General features: G+C 71.0%; 25 protein-coding genes, 1 pseudogene and 1 riboswitch. Of the genes and pseudogenes, 8 read left to right on the forward strand and 18 right to left on the reverse strand.

Annotated elements, in window-relative coordinates; genetic code table 11:
- Window positions 1–5 precede the first annotated feature (5 nt).
- The 3 genes from ACFWRT_RS07785 to ACFWRT_RS07795 form a co-directional block, all read right to left on the reverse strand.
- On the reverse strand, window positions 6–1034 hold the full coding sequence (locus tag ACFWRT_RS07785) for a methionine synthase (RefSeq protein WP_380950952.1): 1029 nt from the start codon (window positions 1032–1034) through the stop codon (window positions 6–8).
- A gap of 72 nt (window positions 1035–1106) precedes the next feature.
- Complete coding sequence (locus tag ACFWRT_RS07790; RefSeq protein ID WP_380950953.1) at window positions 1107–1796, reverse strand: SDR family oxidoreductase; 690 nt, start codon at window positions 1794–1796, stop codon at window positions 1107–1109.
- A gap of 61 nt (window positions 1797–1857) precedes the next feature.
- Window positions 1858–2397, reverse strand: a complete 540-nt coding sequence (locus tag ACFWRT_RS07795) for an LOG family protein (protein ID WP_380950954.1) — start codon at window positions 2395–2397, stop codon at window positions 1858–1860.
- A gap of 116 nt (window positions 2398–2513) precedes the next feature.
- On the opposite strand from ACFWRT_RS07795, the gene ACFWRT_RS07800 reads away from it, so the two are divergent.
- Complete coding sequence (locus ACFWRT_RS07800) at window positions 2514–2849, forward strand: DUF427 domain-containing protein (protein WP_380950955.1); 336 nt, start codon at window positions 2514–2516, stop codon at window positions 2847–2849.
- A gap of 66 nt (window positions 2850–2915) precedes the next feature.
- On the forward strand, window positions 2916–3713 hold the full coding sequence (locus tag ACFWRT_RS07805) for an alpha/beta fold hydrolase (RefSeq protein WP_380950957.1): 798 nt from the start codon (window positions 2916–2918) through the stop codon (window positions 3711–3713).
- A gap of 6 nt (window positions 3714–3719) precedes the next feature.
- Here the strand turns inward: ACFWRT_RS07805 and mnmA are convergent, their stop codons facing one another.
- Window positions 3720–4853, reverse strand: coding sequence for a tRNA 2-thiouridine(34) synthase MnmA (mnmA, locus tag ACFWRT_RS07810; RefSeq protein WP_380950958.1), 1134 nt, complete (start codon window positions 4851–4853; stop codon window positions 3720–3722).
- 61 nt (window positions 4854–4914) lie between these two features.
- On the opposite strand from mnmA, the gene ACFWRT_RS07815 reads away from it, so the two are divergent.
- A complete protein-coding gene (locus ACFWRT_RS07815) occupies window positions 4915–5712 on the forward strand; it encodes an N-acetylmuramoyl-L-alanine amidase (RefSeq protein WP_380950959.1) in 798 nt (265 codons plus the stop codon).
- Between the two features lie 9 nt (window positions 5713–5721).
- Here ACFWRT_RS07815 and ACFWRT_RS07820 read toward each other — a convergent pair whose 3' ends face one another.
- The 3 genes from ACFWRT_RS07820 to ACFWRT_RS07830 form a co-directional block, all read right to left on the reverse strand.
- Window positions 5722–6891 carry a cysteine desulfurase family protein gene (locus tag ACFWRT_RS07820; protein WP_380950960.1) on the reverse strand — a complete coding sequence of 390 codons (1170 nt, stop codon included), beginning with the start codon at window positions 6889–6891 and terminating at the stop codon, window positions 5722–5724.
- 40 nt (window positions 6892–6931) lie between these two features.
- Window positions 6932–7282 carry a hypothetical protein gene (locus tag ACFWRT_RS07825; protein ID WP_380950961.1) on the reverse strand — a complete coding sequence of 117 codons (351 nt, stop codon included), beginning with the start codon at window positions 7280–7282 and terminating at the stop codon, window positions 6932–6934.
- A 64-nt stretch (window positions 7283–7346) separates the two neighbouring features.
- Window positions 7347–7493, reverse strand: coding sequence for a hypothetical protein (locus ACFWRT_RS07830; RefSeq protein WP_380950962.1), 147 nt, complete (start codon window positions 7491–7493; stop codon window positions 7347–7349).
- A gap of 138 nt (window positions 7494–7631) precedes the next feature.
- Between ACFWRT_RS07830 and ACFWRT_RS07835 the strand changes: the two genes are divergently transcribed.
- A complete protein-coding gene (locus tag ACFWRT_RS07835) occupies window positions 7632–8267 on the forward strand; it encodes a TetR family transcriptional regulator (RefSeq protein ID WP_380950963.1) in 636 nt (211 codons plus the stop codon).
- A 71-nt stretch (window positions 8268–8338) separates the two neighbouring features.
- Here ACFWRT_RS07835 and ACFWRT_RS07840 read toward each other — a convergent pair whose 3' ends face one another.
- From ACFWRT_RS07840 to ACFWRT_RS07885, 10 genes and pseudogenes are all read right to left on the reverse strand, one after another.
- Window positions 8339–9211, reverse strand: a complete 873-nt coding sequence (locus ACFWRT_RS07840) for a thioesterase family protein (protein WP_380950964.1) — start codon at window positions 9209–9211, stop codon at window positions 8339–8341.
- Between the two features lie 68 nt (window positions 9212–9279).
- Window positions 9280–9939: a trimeric intracellular cation channel family protein gene (locus ACFWRT_RS07845; protein WP_380950965.1), complete on the reverse strand. Its 660-nt coding sequence runs from the start codon at window positions 9937–9939 to the stop codon at window positions 9280–9282.
- A gap of 18 nt (window positions 9940–9957) precedes the next feature.
- A complete protein-coding gene (locus ACFWRT_RS07850) occupies window positions 9958–11142 on the reverse strand; it encodes an ABC transporter ATP-binding protein (protein ID WP_380950966.1) in 1185 nt (394 codons plus the stop codon).
- A complete protein-coding gene (locus tag ACFWRT_RS07855) occupies window positions 11139–12131 on the reverse strand; it encodes an ABC transporter ATP-binding protein (protein WP_380950967.1) in 993 nt (330 codons plus the stop codon). Before ACFWRT_RS07855 ends, ACFWRT_RS07850 begins: the two co-directional genes overlap by 4 nt.
- A gap of 6 nt (window positions 12132–12137) precedes the next feature.
- Window positions 12138–13100: an ABC transporter permease gene (locus ACFWRT_RS07860; RefSeq protein ID WP_380950968.1), complete on the reverse strand. Its 963-nt coding sequence runs from the start codon at window positions 13098–13100 to the stop codon at window positions 12138–12140.
- Between the two features lies 1 nt (window position 13101).
- Window positions 13102–14106 carry an ABC transporter permease gene (locus tag ACFWRT_RS07865; protein ID WP_073878137.1) on the reverse strand — a complete coding sequence of 335 codons (1005 nt, stop codon included), beginning with the start codon at window positions 14104–14106 and terminating at the stop codon, window positions 13102–13104.
- 85 nt (window positions 14107–14191) lie between these two features.
- Window positions 14192–15863 (reverse strand): annotated as a pseudogene (locus tag ACFWRT_RS07870) (ABC transporter substrate-binding protein).
- A gap of 325 nt (window positions 15864–16188) precedes the next feature.
- The gene (locus ACFWRT_RS07875) at window positions 16189–17019 is read right to left on the reverse strand and encodes an enhanced serine sensitivity protein SseB C-terminal domain-containing protein (RefSeq protein WP_380950970.1); all 831 of its coding nucleotides are present in this window, start codon (window positions 17017–17019) and stop codon (window positions 16189–16191) included.
- Between the two features lie 201 nt (window positions 17020–17220).
- On the reverse strand, window positions 17221–17991 hold the full coding sequence (locus ACFWRT_RS07880; RefSeq protein ID WP_380950971.1) for an enhanced serine sensitivity protein SseB: 771 nt from the start codon (window positions 17989–17991) through the stop codon (window positions 17221–17223).
- Window positions 17992–18043: 52 nt separating this feature from the next.
- Complete coding sequence (locus ACFWRT_RS07885) at window positions 18044–18778, reverse strand: AAA family ATPase (RefSeq protein ID WP_380950972.1); 735 nt, start codon at window positions 18776–18778, stop codon at window positions 18044–18046.
- Between the two features lie 190 nt (window positions 18779–18968).
- A riboswitch (glycine riboswitch) is annotated at window positions 18969–19066 on the forward strand.
- Window positions 19067–19243: 177 nt separating this feature from the next.
- Between ACFWRT_RS07885 and gcvT the strand changes: the two genes are divergently transcribed.
- The 4 genes from gcvT (at window position 19244) to ACFWRT_RS07905 (ending at window position 23711) form a co-directional block, all read left to right on the forward strand.
- Window positions 19244–20359 (forward strand): glycine cleavage system aminomethyltransferase GcvT, encoded by a 1116-nt coding sequence (gene gcvT / locus ACFWRT_RS07890; protein WP_380950973.1) that lies wholly within the window; start codon window positions 19244–19246, stop codon window positions 20357–20359.
- Window positions 20360–20489: 130 nt separating this feature from the next.
- The gene (gcvH, locus tag ACFWRT_RS07895) at window positions 20490–20867 is read left to right on the forward strand and encodes a glycine cleavage system protein GcvH (protein ID WP_018509777.1); all 378 of its coding nucleotides are present in this window, start codon (window positions 20490–20492) and stop codon (window positions 20865–20867) included.
- Between the two features lie 26 nt (window positions 20868–20893).
- Window positions 20894–22153, forward strand: a complete 1260-nt coding sequence (gene glyA, locus ACFWRT_RS07900) for a serine hydroxymethyltransferase (RefSeq protein WP_380950974.1) — start codon at window positions 20894–20896, stop codon at window positions 22151–22153.
- Window positions 22154–22325: 172 nt separating this feature from the next.
- On the forward strand, window positions 22326–23711 hold the full coding sequence (locus ACFWRT_RS07905) for an L-serine ammonia-lyase (protein ID WP_380950975.1): 1386 nt from the start codon (window positions 22326–22328) through the stop codon (window positions 23709–23711).
- Between the two features lie 146 nt (window positions 23712–23857).
- On the opposite strand, the gene ACFWRT_RS07910 is transcribed toward ACFWRT_RS07905, so the two are convergent.
- Window positions 23858–24769, reverse strand: coding sequence for a DUF6615 family protein (locus ACFWRT_RS07910; protein WP_380950976.1), 912 nt, complete (start codon window positions 24767–24769; stop codon window positions 23858–23860).
- Between the last annotated feature and the right edge of the window lie 30 nt (window positions 24770–24799).

The following is a 24799-nucleotide window of genomic DNA, read 5'->3' on the forward strand; positions in this document are numbered from 1 at the left end:
GCCCGTCACTCAGGGTTGTCGGCGAGCGACCTCGCCGCCCTCGCGCTGTGGGCGAGCGCGGCGCGGGCGTGCGCGGGCGACGCGCCCGCGAGACCGCACGACGGGGTGATCGCGACGGACTCGGCGAGAGTCCCCGGATTCAGCCCCAGCCTGCTCCACAACGTCCTGACCCCCATGACGCTACCGCCCGGGTCTGACAATGCCGTCGTTGCCGCGTCGGTGGAGGGCACCACGCCCAGGAACAACTGGGTGCCGCCTTCGACCGCTTCCCCGATCGTCTCCTCCTCACGCTCCGTGAGCAAGGAGAAGTCGAACGAGATCCCGTCCGCCCCCGCCCGGCGCAGCAGCGCGAACGGCACCTCGGGCGCGCAGGAGTGGACGATCGTCGTCCCCTCCCCGCCCGCGGCGGCGAGGACGTCGCGCAGGGCCGACTCGACGACCTGGCGGTCGACGGCCCGGTAGGTGCGGTAGCCGCTGGCGGAGCGGACCCGGCCCAGCAGGACGGCGGTCAGGGAGGGTTCGTCGAGCTGGAGGACCACCTCGGCCCCGGGCATCCGGCGCCGCACCTCGGCGAGGTGGGCGCGGAGCCCCTCGGCCAGCGAACCGGCCAGGTCGCGGCAGGCCCCGGGGTCGCCGAGCATGGCCTCGCCGCCGCGCAGTTCCAGTCCGGCGGCCAGCGTCCACGGGCCGACGGCCTGGACCTTGAGCAGGCCCTCGTACCCCTGGGTGAACTCCTCCAGGGCGTCCAGGTCCTCGCCGAGCCAGGAGCGGGCACGGCGGGTGTCGCGGCCGGGCCGGTCGCTGATCCGCCAGCCGCTCGGCTCGACGTGCCCGTACATCTCGACGAGCATGCCGATGGTCCGGCCGATCATGTCGGCGCCCGGTCCGCGCGCCGGCAGCTCCGCCAGGTACGGCATGCCCTGTCCGTCGGCGAAGGAGCCGGTGACGGTCTTCGCCGCCTCCCGCGCGTCTCCCCCGGGCATCGACCCGATCCCGGTCGCCGGGCACCCGCTCAACTTGCTCTTCTCGCTCACGCCGGAAGCCTACGGTCCCCCGCGTACCCCCCGCGTACGCGGGGTTTCGGCGGCCAGGGCGAACGGTGGGCTTCAGCGGCCCGGGCGGACCGTGAGGTCGTTCACCTCGGCGTCGCGCGGCAGGTCGATCGCCATCAGGATCGTGGTGGCCACCGACTCGGGGTCGATCCAGCGCTCCGCGTCGTACTCCTTGCCCTCCTGCTGGTGCACCTTGGCCTGCATGGGGCTGGCGGTGCGCCCGGGGTAGACGGAGGTGACCCGCACCCCGTTGCCGTGCTCCTCGTGGCGCAGCGAGTCGGCGAGCGCCTTCAGGCCGTGCTTGCTCGCGGCGTACGCGCTCCACCCGGCGTGGGCGTTGAGCCCGGCGCCGGAGTTCACGAACAGGACGTGGCCCTGGGCGGCGCGGAGCTGCGGGATGAGGAGGCGGGTGATCTCGGCGGGGGCGATGAGGTTGGCGTTGAGCTGGAAGTGCCAGGCCTTGGGGGTGAGCTCGCCGACCGTGCCGAGCTCGACGACGCCCGCGATGTGCAGCAGGGTGTCGATCCGCTCGGGCATGGGCTGCTGGCCGAACGCCCAGGAGAGCCGGTCGGGGTTGGAGAGGTCGCCGACGAGGGTTCGCGCGCCCGGGTAGCGGTCGGCGAACTCCTTGGCGCGGCCGGCGTCGCGGGCGAGGAGGACGAGGTCGTCGCCGCGCTCCAGGAGGCGGCGGGCGACAGCGGCCCCGATGCCGGAACCGGCGCCGGTGATGAGGTGGGTAGGCATGGGGCGATCCTAGATCCGGGGCTTCTGCTGCAGCCCGGCGGACTCCTCCGGACACGCGGGATCACTGCAGCCCTGCGGACTCCTCCAGATACGCCAGCGCGCCCACGCCGTCCTTGGCGAAGAAGACCAGCTCGGTCAGGGGCAGCGGCAGGAACCCCTCGTCCTCCATCCGCTGGAACTGCTCGCGCAGCCCGTCGTAGAAGCCCGCCGTGTTGAGCAGGACGACCGGCTTGGTGTGCTTGCCGTGCTTCTTCAGCTCCAGGATCTCGGTGGCCTCGTCCAGCGTCCCGGTCCCGCCTACCATGATCACGATCGCGTCGGCCTTCTCCAGGAGGAGGGCCTTGCGCTCGGCGAGGTCGCGGGCGATGACCATCTCGTCGGCGTTCTCGCGGGCCTTGGCGGCGAGGAAGTCGACCGAGACCCCGACCAGCCGTCCGCCCGCCTCCTGCACCCCGTCCGCGACGACCTTCATCAGGCCGCTCTCCGAACCGCCCCAGACCAGGGTGTGCCCGCCTCTGCCGAGCAGTTCGGCGAACTCCCGGGCGGGCACGGTGTAGCGGTCGTCGAGGTCGGCGGCGGAGAGGAAGACGCAGATGTTCATGGAGCCACCGTACGACCCGGCTCGGACACTCCCCCGTGGGGCTCGGACACTCCCCCGTTGTGGGGAAGGTCCGGCGTCCGGGGAAGATTCCCGGCCCGTACGCCGCTGAGAGAGGCATGACTTCCACCCGAGGACACCACATCACCGTCGAGCCGGGCACCGTGCACGTCAGGGCGGTGCACGGGGGCCAGGTGCTGGCCGAGAGCCGCCGCCCCCTCATCCTGCGCGAGACGGGCTGTCCGGACCGCTACTACCTGCCGCCGGAGGACGTCCGCACCGAGCTGCTCACCCCGTCGGACACCACCACCCACTGTCCGTTCAAGGGCGACGCCTCCTACTGGTCGCTCCCCGGCGCCGCCGACCTCGTCTGGGCCTACCCGGACCCGAAGCCGGAAGTCGCCGCGATCCAGGACCACTTCTGCTTCTACGGGACGGAGCCGGTGGCCGACTGACCTGCGCACCGCCGAATTCTTCCGGCGGAGCGATGAGTTTTCCGGGCCGTCCCGGTCTCCCCTCCCATGGACAGGATTCTCTCCGCCGACGGGACGCCGATCGCCTACCGCCGCCAGGGCGAGGGGCCACCACTGGTGCTGGTCGGCGGGGCACTGAGCACCGCGGCGACCGACGCGCCCCTGGCCGCCCTGCTGGCGCCGCGCTTCACCGTGGTCACGTACGACCGCCGGGGGCGCGGCGCCAGTGGCGGTGGTGCGGGCACCGTGCGCCGGGAGATCGAGGACCTGGCCGCCGTCGTGGGTGCGGCGGGCAGCGGCGCCTCGGTCTTCGGGATGTCCTCCGGCGGCGCGCTGGCCCTGGAGGCGGCCGCCGCCGGGCTCCCCGTCGGCCTGCTCGCCGTCTACGAACCGCCCTACACCCCCGGCGCCTCCGGCCTCCGTCTCAAGGCCCGCTGCACGGACCGGCTGCACCGGCTGCTGGCGGCCGGGAACCGGGCCGGGGCGGTGGAGCTGTTCCTCACGGCGACGGGCGTCGACCCGGCGACGGTGGCCCGGATGCGGCGCGCGCCCCTGTGGCCGGGCCTGGAGGCGCTGGCGCACACCCTGGCGTACGACGACGCGCTGCTGGGCGACGGGGCGGTCCCGGTCGAGCGGTTCGCCGCCGTGACCGCCCGCACGCTGGTGGTCTGCGGCGGCTTCAGCTCGGCCGGGACCCGGGCGGCCACCCGGACCCTGGCCGAGGCCCTGCCGCGCGCCCGGCACCGCACGCTGACGGGCCAGATGCGCGAGGTGGCGCCCCAGGTGCTCGCCCCGGTGCTGGCGGACTTCTTCGCCCGGGACGTCTACGTACGCCAGGCGTCGTAGGCCGGTTCAGCCCGCGGTCACTCGCTCACGCCGCACCGTCGTCGCGATGGTGGCCGAGCCGACGACCCGGCTGCCGTCGTACAGGACGACCGCCTGGCCGGGGGCCACGCCCCGTACCGGCTCGGCGAAGGTGACGTGCAGCTCCGAGCCGTCCACCAGCTCGGCCGTCACCTCGGTCTCGCCGCCGTGCGCGCGGAGCTGGGCCGTGTACGTGCCCGGGCCGGACGGAGGCGTTCCGCACCAGCGGGGCTTGATCGCGGTCAGCGAGGTCACGTCGAGGGCCTCGACCGGGCCGACGGTGACCGTGTTGTTGACCGGTGAGATGTCCAGTACGTAGCGCGGCTTGCCGTCGGGGGCGGGGTGACCGATCTTCAGGCCCTTGCGCTGGCCGATGGTGAAGCCGAACGCGCCGTCGTGGGTGCCGAGCTTCGTACCGGTCTCGTCCAGGATGTCGCCCTCGGCCGGGCCGCCGAGGCGGTTCGCCAGGAAGCCCTGGGTGTCGCCGTCGGCGATGAAGCAGATGTCGTGGCTGTCGGGCTTCTTGGCGACGGCCAGGCCGCGGCGCTCGGCCTCGGCGCGGATCTCGTCCTTGGTGGTCAGGGTGTCGCCGAGCGGGAACATGGCGTGGGCGAGCTGCTTCTCGTCCAGGACGCCCAGCACATAGCTCTGGTCCTTGGCCATGTCGGAGGCGCGGTGCAGCTCACGGCTGCCGTCCTCGGCGAGCACGACGGTGGCGTAGTGGCCGGTGCAGACGGCGTCGAAGCCGAGGGCGAGGGCCTTGTCCAGCAGCGCGGCAAACTTGATCTTCTCGTTGCAGCGCAGGCACGGGTTGGGCGTGCGCCCGGCCTCGTACTCCGCGACGAAGTCCTCCACGACGTCCTCGCGGAAACGTTCCGCGAGGTCCCAGACGTAGAACGGGATACCGATGACGTCGGCGGCACGGCGCGCGTCCCGGGAGTCCTCGATGGTGCAACAGCCGCGCGCCCCGGTCCGGAAGGACTGGGGGTTCGCGGACAGGGCGAGGTGGACACCGGTCACGTCGTGGCCCGCTTCGGCGGCGCGGGCCGCGGCGACGGCGGAGTCCACGCCGCCCGACATCGCGGCGAGGACACGCAGGGGGCGCTGGGAAGTCTGAGTCATAGCCCCTCCAGGGTACGGGTCGCCGGGAACCGAACGCTCGCGGATAAGCGTTGACGATCACATGGGGAACAACGGGAGCACCGGGGCGTCGGACAAGCCCTCAGGCACGTCGTCACGCAAGGCTTCGCGGAAGACTTCACAGAAGGGTTCGCGGAAGGGTTCGCGGAAGGGTTCGCGGAAGAAGCCCTCCGGCGGCGTCAGCCGGCGCGCGCTGCTGATCGGCGGCGGCGGTGTGGTGGCCGCCGGGACGGTCGCCGTGCTCGTGCGCGACGAGGTGAAGCGGGTCTGGTGGCAGGTGCCCGGCGTGGAGAAGCCCCGCAAGGCCGGTGAGCTGGACTACGGGGCGGCCACCTGGGTCGCAGCCTCCGAGGCGAACTGGCGGCGGGCGGACCGCCCGGACGACTTCCGGATCGACCGCGTGATCATCCATGTCACCCAGGGCAGCTTCGACAGCGCGGTACGGGTCTTCCAGAACCCCGCCCACCGGGCCGCGACGCACTACATCGTGGGCCAGGACGGGCGGGTGGTGCAGATGATCCGCGAGCTGGACGTGGCGTACCAGGCGGGCAACCGCTCCTTCAACGAGCGGGCCGTCGGCATCGAGCACGAGGGGTTCGTGGACCGGCCGAAGGACCTCACGAAGGCGATGTACGAGTCGTCGGCGCGGCTCACGGCGTCGATCTGCGCGCGGTACGGCATACCCGTCGACCGGGAGCACATCATCGGCCATGTGGAGGTGCCGGGCACCGACCACACCGACCCCGGGCCGCACTGGGACTGGGACCGCTATCTGAAGCTGGTGCGGCGGGCGGCGACGGCACCGCCGGCGCCGTCGCCTTCCGCCACACGCGCCGAGTGACAGCCGGTCTCAGCTCAGTCCGGCCGTCCGTGCCCGCTCCACCGCCGGGCCGATCGCCTGGGCCAGCGCCTTGACGTCCTCCTCGGTCGAGGTGTGGCCGAGCGAGAAGCGCAGGGTGCCCCGGGCCAGGTCCGTATCGGTGCCGGTGGCCAGGAGTACGTGGCTGGGCTGGGCGATCCCGGCGGTGCAGGCGGAGCCGGTGGAGCACTCGATGCCCTGGGCGTCCAGGAGGAGCAGGAGGGAGTCGCCCTCGCAGCCGGGGAAGCTGAAGTGGGCGTTGGCGGGGAGGCGTCCGGCCGGGTCCGGGTCGCCGCCGAGGACGGCGTCCGGGACGGCGTGGCGCACGGCGGCCACCAGGTCGTCGCGGAGCCCTCCGACGCGCCGGGCGAAGTGCTCGCGCCTCTCGGCGGCCAGCCGCCCCGCCACCGCGAAGGAGGCGATGGCGGGCACGTCCAGGGTGCCCGAGCGCACGTGCCGCTCCTGGCCGCCGCCGTGCAGTACGGGTACGGGGGTGTGGTCACGGCCCAGCAGCAGCGCGCCGATGCCGAACGGGCCGCCGATCTTGTGGCCGCTCACCGTCATCGCGGCCAGCCCGGAGGCGGCGAAGCCGACCTCCAGCTGACCGAAGGCCTGCACCGCGTCGGCGTGCATCGGGATCCCGAACTCGGCGGCGACCGAGGCCAGTTCCCGTACCGGCATGATCGTGCCGATCTCGTTGTTGGCCCACATCACGGTGATCATCGCGACGTCGTCGGGGTTGCGGAGGATCGCCTCGCGGAGGTCCTCGGGGTGGACCCGGCCGTGGCGGTCGACCGGGAGATAGTCGACGGTGGCGCCCTCGTGCTCGGCGAGCCAGTCGACGGCGTCCAGGACTGCGTGGTGCTCGACGGGGCCGGAGAGGACCCGGGTGCGGCGGGGATCGGCGTCGCGCCGGGACCAGTACAGGCCCTTGACGGCGAGGTTGTCGGCCTCCGTGCCGCCGGAGGTGAACACCACTTCGCTGGGGCGTGCGCCGAGGGCGTCGGCGAGGGTTTCTCTGGACTCCTCGACGGTACGGCGGGCCCTGCGCCCGGCCGCGTGCAGGGAGGACGCGTTGCCGGTGACGGAGAGCTGGGCGGTCATCGCCTCGATCGCTTCGGGAAGCATCGGCGTGGTCGCGGCGTGGTCGAGGTAGGCCATGGTGGAGCCGATTCTACGAGCCCGCCTCGGGGCGCCCGCGTCAGGCGCCGAAGTTCCAGGCGACCGTGCCGTTGACGGTGACCAGGACGGCCAGCACGACGAGGTCGGCGACGCCGAGTGCCAGGCCCAGGTAGGCGCGGCCGGGGCGGCGGGTGCGGCGGGCCAGGGAGAGCAGCGCCATCACGATCGCGGTGGGGCCGAGGAGCAGGTTGAACGCCAGCAGGCCGACGAGGCCGAGGACGAACGAGGCGACGGCGAGACCGTCCGCCTCCCGGCCGGCGGCCCGACGCGGGGTGGGATCGGGCGCCTGGGCGGGGGTCGCCTCGGGAGCCACGGCCTGGTCGGTGACGTCGTCCGTACGGCGGGTGCGGTCGATGAGGGTGAGGGTCATGGTGCGAGCTCCTTCGGATCGGTCCGGGTACGGCGGGCGCGACGAACGCCGAAGCGGGTGCGGGTCAGCGGGCGCGGCGTTCCCGTACGGCGAAGATCAGCAGCCAGCAGCCGATCACCGTCGCGGCGGCCAAGGAGACCGGGAGCGGAAGGTGGGCCACGGCCCCGAGGGCGATACCCAGGAGCAGCAGTGCGGCGACGAGGACAAGCACGGCGGAACCTCTCTGTGCGAAGTCGGTGCGCAGTCGGTGCGACGGACAAAGCCATTCGGAGTACGAGTGTTCACTGACTTGCCAGCCTAAACCTCCGGCCCCTTCCTTGGCTCGGAGAACAGTTGTTTACTGAATGGCATGAGTCACACCGCCGGAATCCGCCAGACCCAGAAACTGAAGACCCGCCAGGCCCTTCTCGACGCCGCGCTCCTGCTGCTGGAGCACCAGAGTCTGAGCAGCCTGGGGCTGCGCGAGGTGACCCGGGCCGTCGGGGTCACCCCCACCGCCTTCTACCGGCACTTCGCGGACACCGCGGCGCTCGGGGTGGCCCTGGTGGAGGAGACGCTGGGCAGCCTGCACGGGCTGATCGCCGCGGTGCTCCTGGAGACCGGCGACAGCGAGGAGCGGGTGGACCGCAGCGTGGAGGTGATAGCGCGGCACGTCGGCGCCCAGCCCGCGCACTTCCGGTTCATCGCGCGCGAGCAGCACGGCGGGGTGGAACCGGTGCGCGAGGCCATCGCGGCGCAGTTGTTCCGGTTCGCCGAGGAGGTGGCGTGCGCGCTCAAGGTGGAGCCGGGGTCGGCCGGGTGGAGCGAGGAGGACCTGCTGATGCTGGGCGGGTTCTACGTGGACCACATGGTGATGACCGCGTCGGCGCTGCTGGACGCGGGCCCCGAGCATGAGCGGGACGTGGCCCGGCAGGCCAAGCGGCGGCTGCGGCTGGTGACGATCGGCCGCGCCCACTGGCTGGACGAGGCGCCCGCCCGGGACTGAGAACTCGACGAGGCGCCCGCCCGGGACCGAGCCGGACCGAGCCGGGGCGGGCGAGCCGTTCTTCGTACGCGCTACTCGGTGCGCGGGGCCTTCGCCAGTTGGCGGGACTGGGCGACGAGGCGGTCGGCGCTGTCCCAGACCTCGGCGTCCTCCTCCAGGAAGCCGCCCGCGAGGTTGCGGGTGGTGATGGAGACGCGCAGCGGGCCCGGGGCGGGGCGGCAGCGGATGTGGGTCGTCAGCTCGACGGTGGGGGTCCAGCCGGTGAGGCCCAGCTCGAACGAGGTCGGCGGCAGGGCGTCCACGGTGAGCAGCAGGGAGAGCGCGTCGGGGTCGCGGCCGTCCGCGAGGCCGAACCAGCCGCGCATCTCGCCCTTGCCGGACGGGGCGCCGACCGCCCAGCCGACGGTCGCCGGGTCGAGCTTGATGTCGAGCCGGTCGGTGATGGCGGAGCTGCCGGGAATCCTGGGCGCGCCGTCGCTCGGGCCGAGGCAGTGGTCCCGGTCGGGCATGGCGGGCGGCAGGGCGGTGGTGCGTACGTCGTCGGGGAGGGCGTCCAGGTCGCCGTAGGTGGCGAGGACCCGGATGCGCTCGATCTCGCTGCCGTCCTCCGCGTACTGGAAGAGCGAGGCCTGTCCGGTGGAGAGCGTACGGCCGGTGCGGACGGTCTGGGTCCGGATCACCGCGGGGCCGGGGACGGAGGCGGTGAGGTAGTGCGCGGAGACCGAGAACGGGTCGGGGTGCGGCAGGGCGTCGCCCAGCGCGCGGCCGAGGAGGGCGAGCAGGTAGCCGCCGTTGACGGCGTGGATGATGGTCCAGCCCGCGGAGAGCTCGGCGTCGTAGACGCCCTCCTCGCGCAGGGTGACCGCGGTGTCGCGGTCGAACTCGCTGTCGCCGATGGTTGCCGGAGCGGTCTGTGCCGCCGCCTCTGTCGCTGCCTGTGCCATGGCATGCACGGTACATGGACTGCATTACTGAGCGGTAGCTTTTTGGGGCGCCCAATCCCGGACACGCCCTACGCCTCCTCCGCCCGCGCGGAGGACCGGTTGTACGCGCGCGGCGCCCGCCAGTGGAAGCGCAGGGCCAGCAGACGCAGGGTGAAGGCGGCGATCACCGCCAAGCCGCTGGTCAGGGCGTTGAGGGTGTCGAAGCGGATGCACAGGACGACCATGGTCGCGCCGACGATCGCGGGCACCGCGTACAGGTCGCGGTCCCAGCGCAGCAGCGAGGGCACCTCGTTGGCCAGCACGTCCCGCAGCACACCGCCGCCCACCGCGGTGGCCAGCCCGAGCGCGGCCGATGCCGTGAGCCCGAGGCCGTACTCGTACGCCTTGACCGTGCCGGTCACGCAGAACAGACCGAGCCCCGCCGCGTCGAAGACGTTGACGCCGGCCTGGATGCGCTCCACGTGCGGGTGGAGGAAGAAGACCAGGACGGCGGCGAAGAGCGGGGTGATGAAGTAGCCGAGGTCGGTGAAGGCGGCGGGCGGGATCGCACCGATCATCACGTCACGGAACAGCCCTCCGCCCAGCGCTGTTACCTCGGCGAGGACCGCGATGCCGAAGACATCGAAGTTCTTGCGTACGGCGAGCAGGGCACCCGAGATCGCGAAGACGAAGATGCCGACGAGATCGAGCGCATGCTGGACGGAGGGCGTGAACAGTTCGGTGAGCACCGGGCAATTGTGCCGGTCTCAGGCCTTGGGGCTCTCCTCCGCCCGTTCGGCCTCTCCCGCGTCGGCCTGAGCCGGTACGGTCGCCGGCTCCGCCTTCTTCACGGGAGCATCGGGGACCTCGGCGTCCCCCTCCGAGACCTCCACCGCCTCGGCCGCGACCGCCTCCGTGGCGACCACCGCCTCGATCCCCGTCGCCAGGGTCTGCTTCACCGTCCCGGCCTCGATCTCGGCCGTGAAGTGGCAGGCCACCTTGTGCCCGTCACCGGTGTCCAGCAGCGGCGGGCGCTCGGTGGCGCACTTGGTCTCCTGCACCCACGGGCAGCGGGTGTGGAAGCGGCAGCCCGCCGGCGGGTTGGCCGGCGAGGGCAGGTCGCCGTGGAGCAGGATGCGTGTCCGGCGGTCCTCGACCTCCGGGTCCGGGACCGGGACGGCCGACATCAGCGCCTTGGTGTACGGGTGCCGGGGCCCCGCGTACAGCGCGTCGCTCGGCGCCTCCTCGACCAGGCCGCCCAGGTACATGACCCCGATGACGTCCGAGATGTGCCGGACGACGGCGAGGTCGTGCGCGATGACCAGGTAGGTCAGGCCGAGGGACTCCTGGAGCTCCTCCAGCAGGTTGATGACCTGCGCCTGGACCGAGACGTCCAGTGCGGAGACCGGCTCGTCGCAGATGATCACGTCGGGTTCCAGGACCAGCGCGCGGGCGATGCCGATGCGCTGGCGCTGGCCGCCGGAGAACTCGTGCGGGTAGCGGGACATCGCGTTGGCCGGCAGGCCGACCTTGGCGAGGATCTCCTTGATCTTCTCCCGGCGCTCCGCCTGGTCCTTGCCGATGTTGTGGGCGGCCATGCCCTCGGCGAGGATCGACTCGATGTTCTGCCGGGGGTTGAGGCTGCCGAGCGGGTCCTGGAAGACCATCTGGAGGCGGCGGCGGAAGGTCCGCATCTCCTCGGACGGCAGCTTCGCGAGGTCGGTGCCGTCGAAGACGACCGCCCCGTCGGTGATGTCGTTCAGCCGCAGCACCGCGCGGCCGAGCGTCGTCTTGCCGCACCCCGACTCGCCGACCAGGCCGTACGTCTGGCCCGCCTCCACGCTGAGCGAGACGCCGTCGACGGCGTAGACATGGCCCACCGTACGGTCGAAGAAGAGGCCCTTCTTGACCGGGAAGTGGACTTTGACGCCGTCCAGTTCGAGCAGGCTCATGCCGGGACCTCCGCCTTGGGCAGGACCGGGTTGACGCAGCGGACCTGGTGTCCGGCGGCGCGTGGTTCGGTCAGTTCGGGGGTGCCGGTGAGGCACTCCATCGTGTAGTGGTCGCACCGGGGTGCGAAGGCGCAGCCGTCGGCCCAGGCGATCTTGTCGTTGATGGAGCCGCGGATCGGGTTGAGCGGCTCGCCGCGCGGGGCGTCCAGGCGCGGGATGGAGCCGAGCAGCCCGTGCGCGTACGGGTGCGTGGGGTGGGCGAACAGCTCGCGGCGGCCCGCCGATTCCACCGCCCGGCCGGCGTAGAGGACGTTGACCTCGTCGCAGAGTCCGGCGACCACACCGAGGTCGTGGGTGATCATCAGGAGGGCGGTGCCCTCCTGGTCGACCAGCTCCTTGAGCAGCTCCAGGATCTGCGCCTGGATGGTGACGTCCAGTGCCGTGGTCGGCTCGTCGGCGATCAGCAGGCGGGGCGCGCACGCCACCGCCATGGCGATCAGCGCACGCTGGCGCATACCGCCGGAGAGCTGGTGCGGGTACTCCTTGAGCCGCCGTTCCGGGTCGGGGATGCCGACCCGGTCCAGGAGCGACGCCGCTTCCTTGCGGGCCTTGTCGCCCTTGAGGCCGCGGTGGCGCTGGAGGATCTCGGTGACCTGGATACCGATGGGGACGACCGGGTTCAGCGAGGAGAGCGGGTCCTGGAAGATCATCGCCAACTGGCTGCCGCGCATGTCGCGGAGCTTGCGCTCGCTGATGCCCAGCAGGTTCTGGCCGTCGAACTCCGCCCGTCCGCCGATCCGTACCCCCTTGCGGGGCAGCAGCCCCATCAGGGCGAGCGAGGTGACGGACTTGCCGCACCCCGACTCGCCCACCAGGCCGACGACCTGGCCCTGGTCGACGTCGAAGGAGACGCCGTCCACGGCCGTGGCGTCCTTGCGGCCGCGCGCGGTGAAGGTGACGCTGAGTTCTTCAACTGAGAGCAGTGGCATGGGACGTCAGCCTCGCAGCTTCGGGTCGAGGGCTTCGCGCATGGCCTCGCCGAGCAGGGTGAAGCCGAGTGCGGTGATGATGATCCCGATGGCCGGATAGGCGGCCATCATCGGCTCGTTGTCGAAGAAGCGCTGCGCCTGGGAGAGCATCACGCCCCACTCGGGAACGGCCGGATCGGGGTTGCCGAGCCCCAGGTAGGACAGGGCCGCCGCCTCGATGATCGCGGTGGCGAGGCTCAGCGTCGCCTGGACGATCACCGGGCTCAGCGAGTTCGGCAGGATCTGGGTCAGCACGATCCGCTTGCGCCGGATGCCGACCGCCTTGGCAGCGAGCACGTAGTCCGCGCCGCCCTGGACCAGCATCGAACCCCGCAGCAGGCGGGCGAAGATGGGGATCTGGACGACACCGACGGCGATCATCACGGTGGTCAGCGACTGTCCGAGCACCGCGGCGATGGAGACCGCCAGCAGCAGGGACGGCAGCGACAGCATGATGTCGGTGAACCGCATGACGACGGTGTCGATGCGCTGGCCGACCTTGCCGCCGAGGGTGGCGGCGGCGCCGGAGAGGATGCCGACCGCGGCGCCGATGATCAGGCCGATGAGCATGGAAACCACACCGACGAGGAGCGTCTGGCGGGCGCCGACGAGCCAGCGGGAGAACATGTCGCGGCCCAGGTGGTCCAGGCCGAACCAGTTCTCGCCGCGCATGCCGACGAACTTGCCCTGGTTGGGGAAGACCTCGCTGCGCCAGTTCTGCGCGGTGGGGCCGTGCGGGGCCAGCATCGGACCGACGATGGCGACGACCACGAACGCGGCGATGATGGCCGCGCCGATGATCGCCATCTTGCTGGAGCGCATCCGGCGGAACGCCTCGCGCCACAGGCTGGTACCGGCGACGGACTCGGAGCTCTGGGTCAGCTCGGCGAGACGGTCGATCTTGTCTGCTTTGTTGGTCAGAAGCGTCACGTCAGTGCACCCGCACTCTCGGGTCGATGATGCTGTACGCGAGGTCGACCAGGAGGTTGATGAGCACGTACACCATCGCGATGAAGAGAATGAACCCGACGAGGACCGGGTAGTCGCGGCCGTCGATCGCGGTACGGATGAACGAGCCGATGCCGCCGAAGTCGAAGACGGACTCGGTGAGCACCGCTCCGGAGAGCAGGCTGCCGGTCAGCAGGCCGACCGCGGTGATCACCGGCAGCAGCGCGTTGCGCAGCACATGGCGGCCGCGGACGACGCGCTTGTCCAGGCCCTTGGACTCGGCGGTGCGGATGTAGTCCTCGCCGAGCACCTCCAGGACGCTGGCGCGGGTCATCCGGACGATGACGGCGAGCGGGATCGAGGCCAGCGCGACGGCGGGCAGGACCAGGTGCATGATCGCGTCCCAGCTCGCGTCGAACTCGCCGGTCAGCAAGCCGTCCAGGACCGAGAACCCGGTGATGTCGGTGGCGTTGAGGCCGGTGGTGAGCCTGCCCTGGCTGGGGAACCAGCCGAGCTGGACGGAGAAGATCCCGCGCAGCAGCATGGCCAGGAAGAAGACCGGGATGCAGATGCCGAGCAGCGATCCGGAGACGGACGCGACGTCCAGCCAGCCGCCGCGGTGCTTGGCCGCGAGGTAGCCCATCGGGATGCCGACGACCACGGCGATCAGGATGGCGGCGACGCTGAGCTCCACGGTGGCCGGGAAGCGCAGGGCGAATTCGTCCCACACCGGCTGGCCGGTCTGGGTGGAGGTTCCGAGGTCGAGCTCGAAGATGCGCTTCAGGAAGCGCCAGTACTGGACGTGCACCGGCTCGTCGAGCCCGAGTGCACGGTTGATTCTCGCCACTTCGGCTTCGGTGGCCCGCTCGCCCAGGATCGCTGAGGCGGGTCCGCCGGGCAGTCGGTTCAGCCAGAGGAACAGCAGGACCGACAGGCCGAGCAGGGTGGGAATGAGCTGGAGAAGTCTTCTTACGACGAGTCGCAGCACCCCGCATGCCCCTTTCTCACGTGCGTCGATGCGGGTCCGCCCGGCCACCTGACTGCTGTGGCCGGGCGGACCCGCTGGTGTGCGATTACTTGAAGGAGACCTCGGCGAAGTTCTCCTGCGTCAGCGGGGAGACCTTCGGCGGGTTGACGTTCTTGGCGAACGCGATCGCCGGCGGGGACGAGGAGATCGGCACGCCCGGGACGTACTCCATGATGGCCTCGTTGGCCTTCTTGTACGCCTCGGTGCGGGCGGCCGGGTCGGTGACCTTGGAGGCCGCGTTCACGGCGTCGAAGACCTTCTTGTCCTTGAAGCCCCACTGCTTGTCGGGCCCGGCGAACCAGGTGCCGATGAAGTTGTAGCCGTCGTTGAAGTCACCGGTCCAGCCGAGCAGGTGCAGGGCGCAGGAGCCGGCCTCGGTGGCGTCCAGGTAGTCCGGGGCCCACTTCATGGCCTTCGGCTTGACGGTGATGCCGGCCTTCTCCAGGTCGGCCTTCATCAGCTCGAACATGTCCTGCGGGGCAGGCATGTACGGGGCGGGTGACCTCGGTCGGGTAGCAGAAGTCGATGGAGAGCTTCTCCTCGCCGGCCTGCTTGAGGAGGTCCTTCGCCTTGGCGGTGTCGAACGGGTACGTCTTCACCTTGTCGGAGAAGCCGGCGACCGTGTCGGGCATGAACTGCGTCGCGGCCTTGCCGCCCTCGGGCAGCTGGGTGTTGACGAGGTTCTCGCGGTCGATGGCGTGCGTGATCGCCTGACGGACCTCGGGCTTCTTCAGCGCGGGGTTGGCCGACTGGCTCATGCCCACGTAGAAGATGTTGAAGACGTCACGGGTCGGGACCTCGTAACCCTCCTTCTCCAGCGTCGTCACATCGGCCGGGGCGACCAGGTCGTAGCCGTCGATGTCACCCGCCTGGAGCGCCTGGCGGCGGGTCTCCTCGGTGGAGATGGTGCGGAAGACCAGGTTCTTCACCTTGGCCTTGTCGCCCCAGTAGTCGTCGAAGCGCTCCAGGGAGACTTCCTTGTTCCCCTTGTTCCACTTCACGATCTTGTACGGGCCGGTGCCGGCGACCGTGCCGGCCTCCTGGCTGTACTTGGGGTACGTGATCGCGTCGCCCTTGGCGGACGCGTCCTGCTTCTCGTACTCCTTGATCGCCTTCGGCGAGTGGATCGCGAGCGCCTGGAGGGAGAATCCGCCCGGCAGGTTCGCCGAGGGCTCGTTCACCTCGATGACGGCCGTGTTCTCGTCCTTGGCGGTGCAGGACTTGTAGTTCGCCTTGGGCGCCTCGGCGTCCTCGTTCTTCGCGAACCCGCCCATGATGGTCTGCCAGTAGTAGGAGACCGCGCTGGACTGGTACGTGCCCTTCCAGTTGAACCAGTGGTCGTAGTTCGCGCAGACCGCGGCGGCGTTGAACGCCTCGCCGTCGTGGAACTTCACGCCCTGGCGCAGGTTGAACGTCCAGACCTTGCCGGCCGCGTCGCTCTCCCACTTCTCGGCGAGGCCGCCGACCAGCTTGCTGCCGCCGGGCTCGTGCTCCAGCAGCGCCTCGAAGGCCTGACGGGTGACGCGGAACGTCTCGCCGTCGCTCGCGAGGGCCGGGTCGAGGGAGCCGGGGTCACCGGATCCGGCGAAGACGAAGGTGTCCTTGTCGCCCCCCTTGGCTCCGTCGGCGTCCCGCTCGCTGGAACAGCCCGTGGCGATCAGACCGACAGCGACCGCTGTCGTGATCGCCCGGACAGCCCGGGACTTGAATATGCGCATGGGTCCACCCCTGGTTCGCCATGTGGTGAGGTTTGATGGCCGCACACTACAGACGGGGTACATCGCAAGAGAACAGTCCGGATAGCGGTGATACCTAGTCGAGACCCGGACAGTTAACAAACCGTCCAGTTCCGGGACATCCCTCCGGGCCCGGTTAACAAGCCGGACATCTGGGGGTGTTCGGCGAGGACGGTCCCGGCGCGCGGTTCGGCGGCGCCGGACGGACCCGCAGCTCAGCGGGGCAGCGGTGGCGGTATCAGCTGTGCTCCCGGGGCGGTTTCAGCGGTGCTGCTGGGGCGGTTTCTGCGGTGCTCCCGGGGCGGTTTCAGCGGTGCTGCTGGGGCGGGTATCCGTAACCGGGGGCGGCGGCCGGCGGGGGTCCTGCGGGGGCGTGCGCCTCGCGGTCGTAGAACGGGCGGGCGTTGGCGCGCAGCCACATCGCGACCGGGTCGTACTCGTCGGACAGGGCGACGGTGGAGACGGGCAGCCCGTCGGGGACCGCGCCGATCGACTGCCGCATCATCGCGCGCACCGCGTCGACGGAGGCCCGCCCGGTGTCGTACAGGTCGAGCCCGATCGCGAGGTACGGGACGCCGACGGCGGGGTGCACCCAGGCGCGGCGCAACGAGCGGACGGCCGGGGTGCGGTGGGCGTTCTGGGTGAGCTGGGCGTAGAACTGCGGGAGTTCCACGGCGGGTTCGGTCAGCCGGAGCGGGCCCGCCGGCAGCCGGTCCAGGCCGGTGGAGATCCGGCGCAGGTCCAGCCAGGGGATGCCGACGCCGCCGCCGGGGGCGTGCGGGTTGAGCCAGATGCCCCAGCGGTCGGGGAAGAGCGTACGGGCGATGTCCCGGCCGGAGACCAGCTCGTGGGCCCGGCTCCAGCCGCTGGCGGAGAGCTCCTGGGCGGAGGTGACGCACGGGGCGTAGCCGAGTCCTTCGACCTCCATGGAGCCGTACTGCGCGTCCGGGGAGCCGGCCGTACCGTGCCAGAGCAGCATCCAGACCCGGCCGTCGGCGAGGGACGCGAGCAGCGCCTCGTAGGCGTCGTAACGCCCGGGGCTGACCTGGCGCAGCATGTGCTCGACCGTTCCCCCAGCTCTCGGCTCCGCTCGAGCAGGGGAGGCCCCACTGTCCGCCGCAGTGCCTGACGCACTCACCCTGGTCCCGCCCCTCATCGTTCCGTCGACGCTCCCGGGCACACGGGAGCGGCCTCGCCATCAAACCAGCTTATGCGCCACTTCTGACCCCGACTTGACGCCACGGTCGGACGGCGCCCGATCCCCGGGGGGCCGGTGGCTTGCGCGCCGTACGTCCGGTGGCCTCCGCGCCGTACGTCCGGTGGCCTGGGAACCGTACGTTCAGTGGCCCTCGCGCCGGTAGAACGGGCGCACCTTCTCCCGCATCCAGTCGCCCACCAGATCCTGGGCCACGTCCAGCAGGACCAGGTTCACCGGCCAGGGCACCTCGATCCGGCCGAGCGCCCGGCCCAGGGCGTCCATCGGGGCGCTCTGGCCCGCGCCGTCCCAGGTGGCGAACTCGACGCCGACGAAGAGCACCGGGTCGCCGCCCTCGATGCTGGCGAGCGCCCGGCGGGCGGTGGACACCACGCCGGTGGCCTCGAACTCGGCGGAGACGGCGGAGAGGAAGTCGACCGGGTCTTGCTGCCAGTCCGGTTCGTACAGCTTGACCCGGCCACCGGTGGCAGGCCCGTCCAGGGCGGTGCGCCCGGCCCGGCAGAGCTCAGCGACGGCGGGCGGCGGCAGCGGGGTGCCGACCGCGCCGCCCGGGTTCACCGCGATGCCGACCTGCGGGGGCAGACCCCGGGCGAAGTCGCGGGCGGGGGCCACGGCGAAGGACATGTGGCTGCCGACGCAGCTCAGGAACTGGCCCTCGGAGCTGAAGACGGGGACGTACGCGGCGCCGTCGATGTCCATCATCGGCAGGTCGAGGTCGGCGCTGGCGGGCGAGCCTCCGGCCGGCAGCGGGACCCAGACCGAGCTGCGGCCGAGCACCTCGACCAGGCGGCCGCCCGCGTCGGCGACGCCGAGGGAGGCGGTCAGCACCTCTTCGAGCTCGTTGGCGGGCCACCCGTGCTGGGGGTGTGGCTGGGCCGGTGCCGGAATGTCCACTGCCTCTGTGCCTCTCTCGGCGGTCGTCGCTGGCGTTGTTCCGGCCAGAACCCTAACCGGAGCGGTCGGCCGGGTCGCCGGCGTCCGTGAAGGTGATCCGCTCCAGCGCGCTCGCGGCCTCCCGGTCCAGCAGCACCGCCGAGGCGCAGCCGGGGGGCAGCGTGCCCTGTTCGGTGTCGTGGATCAGCCGGGCCACCGCGTGCCGGTGGCGGGCGAAGGCGTACCCGGAGACGCCCCGGCCACGTTCGCGCTGCCCCTGGCGGGCCGTGGCCGGGTCCACGTCGAGCAGGAGCAGGCGCAGGGTGCGGCCCCGGCGGGCGGCGTGCCGGGCGAGCCAGCGGCGTACCCAGGTCTGCGTACCGCAGTCGTGGACGACCACGGACGCGCCGGAGCGCAGGACGGCCCAGAGCCCGAGGTAGTGGGCGGCGCGGACCAGGGGGCGGTAGAGGGCGTACGGCAGTAAGCCGGGCAGAGCGGCGGCCCAGCGGTCGCGGGTGTTCTGGGAGTCGATGGCGGGGCCGCTCACGGCCTGCCGGATCAGGGTGGACTTGCCCCCGCCGGGCAGCCCGGAGACGACCACGATGTCACCGGGGGTGAAGTCGAGGCTGTACGGGCCGTGGGCGGTGCGCCCGCGCAGGTCGCGTACCACCGGCGCGTGCTCGGTGATCAGCTCCTGTACGGGTGCGCCGGACTGTACGGGAGCGCCGGACTGTACGGGAGCGCCGGACTGTGCGGGCATCGCGCTGTGCGCGACCCCCGCGGTCGGTACCGACCGCTGCAACGTCATCGCCCATCCCCCTGCTGTCGGGCCGCCCGAACCCAGGGCCTGTGGTCAGGAGCAGGCCCTGCCCCTGAAGTGTAAAGAAATGGCAAGGCTCCACAACTGTCCCCGCTGTTCGCACAAGCGTTGCCGACCGGCCGCCCCACTCTGCCGCAAGGCGTGCGATGATGACCCCGCCAACTGCATACCGGCCGTTCGAATCCGCGCGGGAGAGTTCCGGCCACAGTGTGAGCCGGGCGCCGAAGGAGCAAGATCCTCCCTTGAATCTCTCAGGCCCCGTACCGCGTGGATGAGGCAGATCTGAAAAGCGAGCCGCCCCGCGGCTCCACCCAAGGTGCAAGCCGACCCCTGTGAACAGGGGCGCCCCTCTCCGGGGGCATACCCCGTCAGGGGCTATCGGCGAACCTCTCAGGTTCCGATGACAGATGGGGAGGATTCGTCCTGACGTCGTCATGCCCTGGAGCCGTATCCATGAGCACTGCCCCCCGTCTCACCGCCCTCGACGCGCTGCACCGCTCGCTCGGCGCCACCATGACCGACTTCGCGGGCTGGGACATGCCGCTGCGGTACGCCAGTGAGCGCGACGAGCACAACGCCGTACGCACCCGGGCCGGTCTCTTCGACCTGTCCCACATGGGCGAGATCACCGTCACCGGACCCGGGGCCGCGGCCTTCCTGAGCTACGCGCTGGTGGGCAACATCGCCACCGTCGGCAACGGCCGGGCCCGCTACACGATGATCGTCCAGGAGGACGGCGGGATCGTGGACGACCTGATCGTCTACCGCCTCGGCGAGACGGAATACATGGTCGTCGCGAACGCGGGCAACGCCCAGATCGTGCTGGACGCGCTCACCGCCCGGGTGGAGGGCTTCGACGCCGAGGTGCGCGACGACCGGGACGCGTACGCGCTGCTCGCGGTCCAGGGCCCGGAGTCGCCGGCCATCATGAAGGCCGTCACCGACGCGGACCTGGACGGGCTGAAGTACTACGCGGGCCTGCCGGGCACGGTCGCCGGGGTCCCGGCGCTCATCGCCCGTACCGGCTACACGGGCGAGGACGGCTTTGAACTCTTCGTCGCGCCCGAGCACGCGGAGGCCCTGTGGCGGGCCCTGACGGAGGCCGGCGAGGCGCACGGGCTGATCCCCTGCGGCCTCTCCTGCCGGGACACGCTGCGCCTGGAGGCGGGCATGCCGCTGTACGGGCACGAGCTGACGACGGCGCTGACCCCGTTCGACGCGGGCCTCGGCCGGGTCGTGAAGTTCGAGAAGGAGGGCGACTTCGTGGGGCGCGAGGCGCTCCAGGCCGCCGCCGAGCGTGCCGAGACCGCCCCGCCGCGCAAGCTGGTCGGCCTGATCGCCGAAGGCCGCCGGGTCCCGCGCGCCGGTTTCCCGGTCGTCGCGGACGGCCAGGTGATCGGCGAGGTCACCTCCGGCGCCCCCTCCCCCACCCTGGGCAAGCCGATCGCCATGGCGTACGTGGACGCGGCCTTCGCCGCGCCGGGCACCGAGGGCGTGGGCGTGGACATCCGGGGCACGCACGAGCCGTACGAGGTCGTCGCGCTGCCGTTCTACAAGCGCCAGAAGTGATATCCCGGAAGGAACCGTTGGTTTCCGGGCCTTCGCGCCGCACGCAGGCGTCACGGAAGTGACGTACCTCCGTCTCACACCGTAAGACCACCGTCATCAGCACTCCCCCGCGTACAGGAGAATTCAGGTCATGAGCAACCCCCAGCAGCTGCGGTACAGCAAGGAGCACGAGTGGCTGTCGGCCGTCGAGGACGGCGTGGCCACGATCGGCATCACGGAGTACGCGGCCAACGCGCTCGGTGACGTCGTCTACGCCCAGCTTCCGGAGGTCGGTGACACGGTGACCGCGGGCGAGACCTGCGGTGAGCTGGAGTCGACCAAGTCCGTCAGCGATCTGTACTCGCCGGTGACCGGAGAGGTGACGGCGGCCAACCAGGACGTCGTGGACGACCCCTCGCTGGTGAACTCCGCTCCCTTCGAGGGCGGCTGGCTGTTCAAGGTGCGCGTCACGGAGGAGCCGGCCGACCTGCTCTCCGCCGACGAGTACACCGCGTTCTCCGGCAACTGAGACCTGAGACCTTAAGGGACCCCCTGATGTCGCTTCTGAACTCCTCCCTCCACGACCTGGACCCGGACGTCGCCGCCGCCGTCGACGCCGAGCTCCACCGTCAGCAGTCCACCCTCGAAATGATCGCCTCGGAGAACTTCGCTCCGGTCGCCGTCATGGAGGCCCAGGGCTCCGTCCTCACCAACAAGTACGCCGAGGGCTACCCCGGCCGCCGCTACTACGGCGGCTGTGAGCACGTCGACGTGGTCGAGCAGATCGCGATCGACCGGATCAAGGCCCTGTTCGGCGCCGAGGCCGCGAACGTCCAGCCGCACTCCGGTGCGCAGGCGAACGCCGCCGCGATGTTCGCGCTGCTGAAGCCGGGCGACACGATCATGGGCCTGAACCTGGCCCACGGCGGTCACCTGACCCACGGCATGAAGATCAACTTCTCCGGCAAGCTCTACAACGTGGTCCCGTACCACGTCGACGAGAGCGGCCTCGTGGACATGGAGGAGGTCGAGCGCCTCGCCAAGGAGTCGCAGCCGAAGCTGATCGTGGCCGGCTGGTCCGCCTACCCGCGCCAGCTCGACTTCGCGGCCTTCCGCCGGATCGCGGACGAGGTCGGCGCGTACCTGATGGTCGACATGGCGCACTTCGCGGGCCTGGTGGCGGCCGGTCTGCACCCCAACCCGGTACCGCACGCCCATGTCGTCACCACCACCACGCACAAGACCCTCGGCGGTCCGCGCGGTGGCGTGATCCTCTCCACCCAGGAGCTCGCCAAGAAGATCAACTCGGCGGTCTTCCCGGGCCAGCAGGGCGGCCCGCTGGAGCACGTGATCGCGGCCAAGGCCGTCTCGTTCAAGATCGCGGCGGGCGAGGAGTTCAAGGAGCGCCAGCAGCGCACCCTGGAGGGCGCGCGCATCCTGGCCGAGCGCCTGGTCCAGCCGGACGTCACCGAGGTGGGCGTCTCCGTCCTCTCCGGCGGCACCGACGTGCACCTGGTCCTGGTCGACCTGCGCAACTCCGAGCTGGACGGCCAGCAGGCCGAGGACCGGCTCCACGAGCTGGGCATCACGGTCAACCGGAACGCCATCCCGAACGACCCGCGCCCCCCGATGGTCACCTCGGGCCTGCGGATCGGCACCCCGGCGCTGGCCACCCGTGGCTTCGGCGCCGAGGACTTCACGGAGGTCGCGGAGATCATCGCCGCCGCCCTCAAGCCGTCCTACGACGCGGACGACCTCAAGGCCCGCGTGGTGGCGCTGGCCGAGAAGTTCCCGCTGTACCCCGGCCTGAAGTAGCACCTGGCCTGCGGTTCCGCGCATCCGGACGGGGCACCGCGCACACTGAGGAGAGTGAGCGCGGTGCCCCGTTCCTTGCCCCCCTCCCGTTTGTTTTCTCCCGCTTGCCCCGCTTGTCCCCGCACCGCCCAGGCAGACAACGGCGTCTTCCAACCCCCCAAGGAGTCCTCCCGTGGCCATCTCGGTCTTCGACCTCTTCTCGGTCGGCATCGGCCCGTCCAGCTCCCACACGGTGGGCCCGATGCGGGCCGCCCGGATGTTCGCGCGCCGCCTGAAGAACGAGGGCCTGCTCGCGCACACGACCTCGATACGGGCCGAGCTGTACGGCTCCCTAGGCGCGACCGGCCACGGCCACGGCACCCCGAAGGCGGTCCTGCTCGGCCTGGAGGGCGAGTCACCCCAGACCGTGAACGTGGAGACGGCGGACACCCGGGTCGAGGAGATCCGCTCCACCGGCCGCATCAACCTGCTCGGCATGCACGAGATCGCGTTCACCTTCGACGACGACCTGATCCTGCACCGCCGCAAGGCGCTCCCGTACCACGCCAACGGCATGACGATCTTCGCGTACGACACCGAGGGCGCCCCGGTCCTGGAGAAGACGTACTACTCGGTCGGCGGCGGCTTCGTGGTCGACGAGGACGCGGTGGCGGGCGAGAACCCGATCGTCCCGGACGACACGGTCCTGCGCCACCCCTTCCGCACCGGCGACGAGCTGCTGCGCCTGTCCCGCGAGACCGGCCTCTCCATCTCCCGGATGATGCTGGAGAACGAGCTGGCCTGGCGCACCGAGGCGGAGATCCGCTCCGGGCTGCTGGACATCTGGCGGGTCATGCAGGCCTGCGTCTCGCGCGGCATGTCCCGCGAGGGCATCCTCCCCGGCGGCCTCAAGGTCCGCCGCCGCGCCGCGAACTCGGCCCGCCAACTGCGCGCAGAGGGCGACCCGCAGGCCCACGCGATGGAGTGGATCACCCTCTACGCGATGGCGGTCAACGAGGAGAACGCGGCGGGCGGCCGCGTGGTCACCGCCCCCACGAACGGCGCGGCGGGCATCATCCCGGCCGTCCTGCACTACTACATGAACTTCGCGTCCCACGGCTGCACCGAGGCGGAGAAGGAGGACAGCGTCGTCCGCTTCCTCCTCGCCGCCGGCGCCATCGGCCTGCTCTTCAAGGAGAACGCCTCCATCTCCGGCGCCGAGGTCGGCTGCCAGGGCGAGGTCGGCTCGGCCTGCTCGATGGCGGCCGGCGCCCTGGCCGAGGTCCTGGGCGGCTCCCCCGAGCAGGTGGAGAACGCCGCCGAGATCGGCATGGAGCACAACCTGGGCCTGACCTGCGACCCGGTCGGCGGCCTCGTCCAGATCCCGTGCATCGAGCGCAACGGCATGGCGGCGGTGAAGGCGGTGACGGCGGCGAAGATGGCGCTGCGGGGGGACGGCAGCCACAAGGTCTCGCTGGACAAGGTCATCAAGACCATGAAGGAGACGGGCGCCGACATGAGCGTCAAGTACAAGGAGACGGCCCGGGGCGGGCTCGCGGTGAACATCATCGAGTGCTGAGGGGGCGGGGCCCTGACCAGAGCGTTCATGTCCTTCGGCGCCGTCAGGGGCCGTTCCCGCCCAGGCGACGGAGAAGTCCTGGGATGCCCGGTGGGCACCCGTTCGCAGAGTGGCCTCAGCCCCTGCGGTCCGCCGCAGTCGCCCGGTCAGCGGTCGGTAAGGGCCACGACAGCCACCCCTGCGACACGCTCGTCGGGCGGCTCGGGCAGCTCGCCATGGAGGAGAACACTCCTGATCCGCTCAGGCAACAGCGGCGGAGGACTGTCGGCGAGTACGTCGAGCGCTCGGTACAGCGCACTGTCCACCGCTTCCGTTTGGTGCAACTCAGTATCCAACGCATCCCTGCGAGGCCGCTCGGGCACGTCCTCGTACGGAACCGTCAGGTCACTCGTCACAAAGCGGCGTACCCTACCCTCGCCTTCCTCTGTCTGCCCGGCGGTGTCTGCCCGGACCGGAGGCCGCTGAGCAGCCAGCCGTAGATCATGTCTTCCCGCGTTGTGGAGCGCCCCCATGTGGTCGAACGCGGTTTCCAGACTGGTGACATCCGCGCGCCGCCTGTACGAGTCGCAGACAAAACGGTTCCAGGGCAGGCTGTGCCGCTTGACGTGGTCACTCGACCGGGGCATTCTCTCGGCCATGACGCGCTGGACCACCAGCGCCGAGACGATCGTGCATCCCGTCTGGCGCTGGTCGGCCTGGGTGTGATCACAGTCCCTCGGTGCGAGCCGGTCGTCGGTCGCGGTCCAGCTCTTGTGGTTGTAGAAGACATAGAAGGGCAGGCAGCCCGAGGCGGCCGCGTCCTCGATCAGTTGCGTGCTCTGCAGCGCCCCGGTTCCACGGACAATGTGCCGGAGTGCGTAACGACCGTCCTTGTGGGCCTTCTTGGCCTGGACACGCATGCCGAAGCCGTGCGTGCCGTCATGAAACCACCATTCCCAGTCGGCGCCGTTCCTGGACTCCTCTCGTCGGTTGTACTGACGGATGATCACTCGATCCGGATGTGCCTGGCGAATGTCCTGAAGGTTGTAGTCGGTGAAGGACTCCTCCCCCAGTGCCATGCCCGCGAGATGACTCTCGGCAAGGCGCTC

The sequence above is a fragment of the Streptomyces cyaneofuscatus genome, from assembly GCF_042718795.1.
Lineage (GTDB): Bacteria > Actinomycetota > Actinomycetes > Streptomycetales > Streptomycetaceae > Streptomyces > Streptomyces cyaneofuscatus_A.

Bases quoted from the DNA above. Each gene is read 5' to 3' on its own strand.
- ACFWRT_RS07790 (WP_380950953.1), bottom strand. From the start codon at position 1,796: ATGCCTACCCACCTCATCACCGGCGCCGGTTCCGGCATCGGGGCCGCT.
- ACFWRT_RS07795 (WP_380950954.1), bottom strand. From the start codon at position 2,397: ATGAACATCTGCGTCTTCCTCTCCGCCGCCGACCTCGACGACCGCTAC.
- ACFWRT_RS07800 (WP_380950955.1), top strand. From the start codon at position 2,514: ATGACTTCCACCCGAGGACACCACATCACCGTCGAGCCGGGCACCGTG.
- ACFWRT_RS07805 (WP_380950957.1), top strand. From the start codon at position 2,916: ATGGACAGGATTCTCTCCGCCGACGGGACGCCGATCGCCTACCGCCGC.
- mnmA (WP_380950958.1), bottom strand. From the start codon at position 4,853: ATGACTCAGACTTCCCAGCGCCCCCTGCGTGTCCTCGCCGCGATGTCG.
- ACFWRT_RS07815 (WP_380950959.1), top strand. From the start codon at position 4,915: ATGGGGAACAACGGGAGCACCGGGGCGTCGGACAAGCCCTCAGGCACG.
- ACFWRT_RS07820 (WP_380950960.1), bottom strand. From the start codon at position 6,891: ATGGCCTACCTCGACCACGCCGCGACCACGCCGATGCTTCCCGAAGCG.
- ACFWRT_RS07825 (WP_380950961.1), bottom strand. From the start codon at position 7,282: ATGACCCTCACCCTCATCGACCGCACCCGCCGTACGGACGACGTCACC.
- ACFWRT_RS07835 (WP_380950963.1), top strand. From the start codon at position 7,632: ATGAGTCACACCGCCGGAATCCGCCAGACCCAGAAACTGAAGACCCGC.
- ACFWRT_RS07840 (WP_380950964.1), bottom strand. From the start codon at position 9,211: ATGGCACAGGCAGCGACAGAGGCGGCGGCACAGACCGCTCCGGCAACC.
- ACFWRT_RS07850 (WP_380950966.1), bottom strand. From the start codon at position 11,142: ATGAGCCTGCTCGAACTGGACGGCGTCAAAGTCCACTTCCCGGTCAAG.
- ACFWRT_RS07855 (WP_380950967.1), bottom strand. From the start codon at position 12,131: ATGCCACTGCTCTCAGTTGAAGAACTCAGCGTCACCTTCACCGCGCGC.
- ACFWRT_RS07885 (WP_380950972.1), bottom strand. From the start codon at position 18,778: ATGACGTTGCAGCGGTCGGTACCGACCGCGGGGGTCGCGCACAGCGCG.
- gcvT (WP_380950973.1), top strand. From the start codon at position 19,244: ATGAGCACTGCCCCCCGTCTCACCGCCCTCGACGCGCTGCACCGCTCG.
- gcvH (WP_018509777.1), top strand. From the start codon at position 20,490: ATGAGCAACCCCCAGCAGCTGCGGTACAGCAAGGAGCACGAGTGGCTG.
- glyA (WP_380950974.1), top strand. From the start codon at position 20,894: ATGTCGCTTCTGAACTCCTCCCTCCACGACCTGGACCCGGACGTCGCC.
- ACFWRT_RS07910 (WP_380950976.1), bottom strand. From the start codon at position 24,769: ATGGCACTGGGGGAGGAGTCCTTCACCGACTACAACCTTCAGGACATT.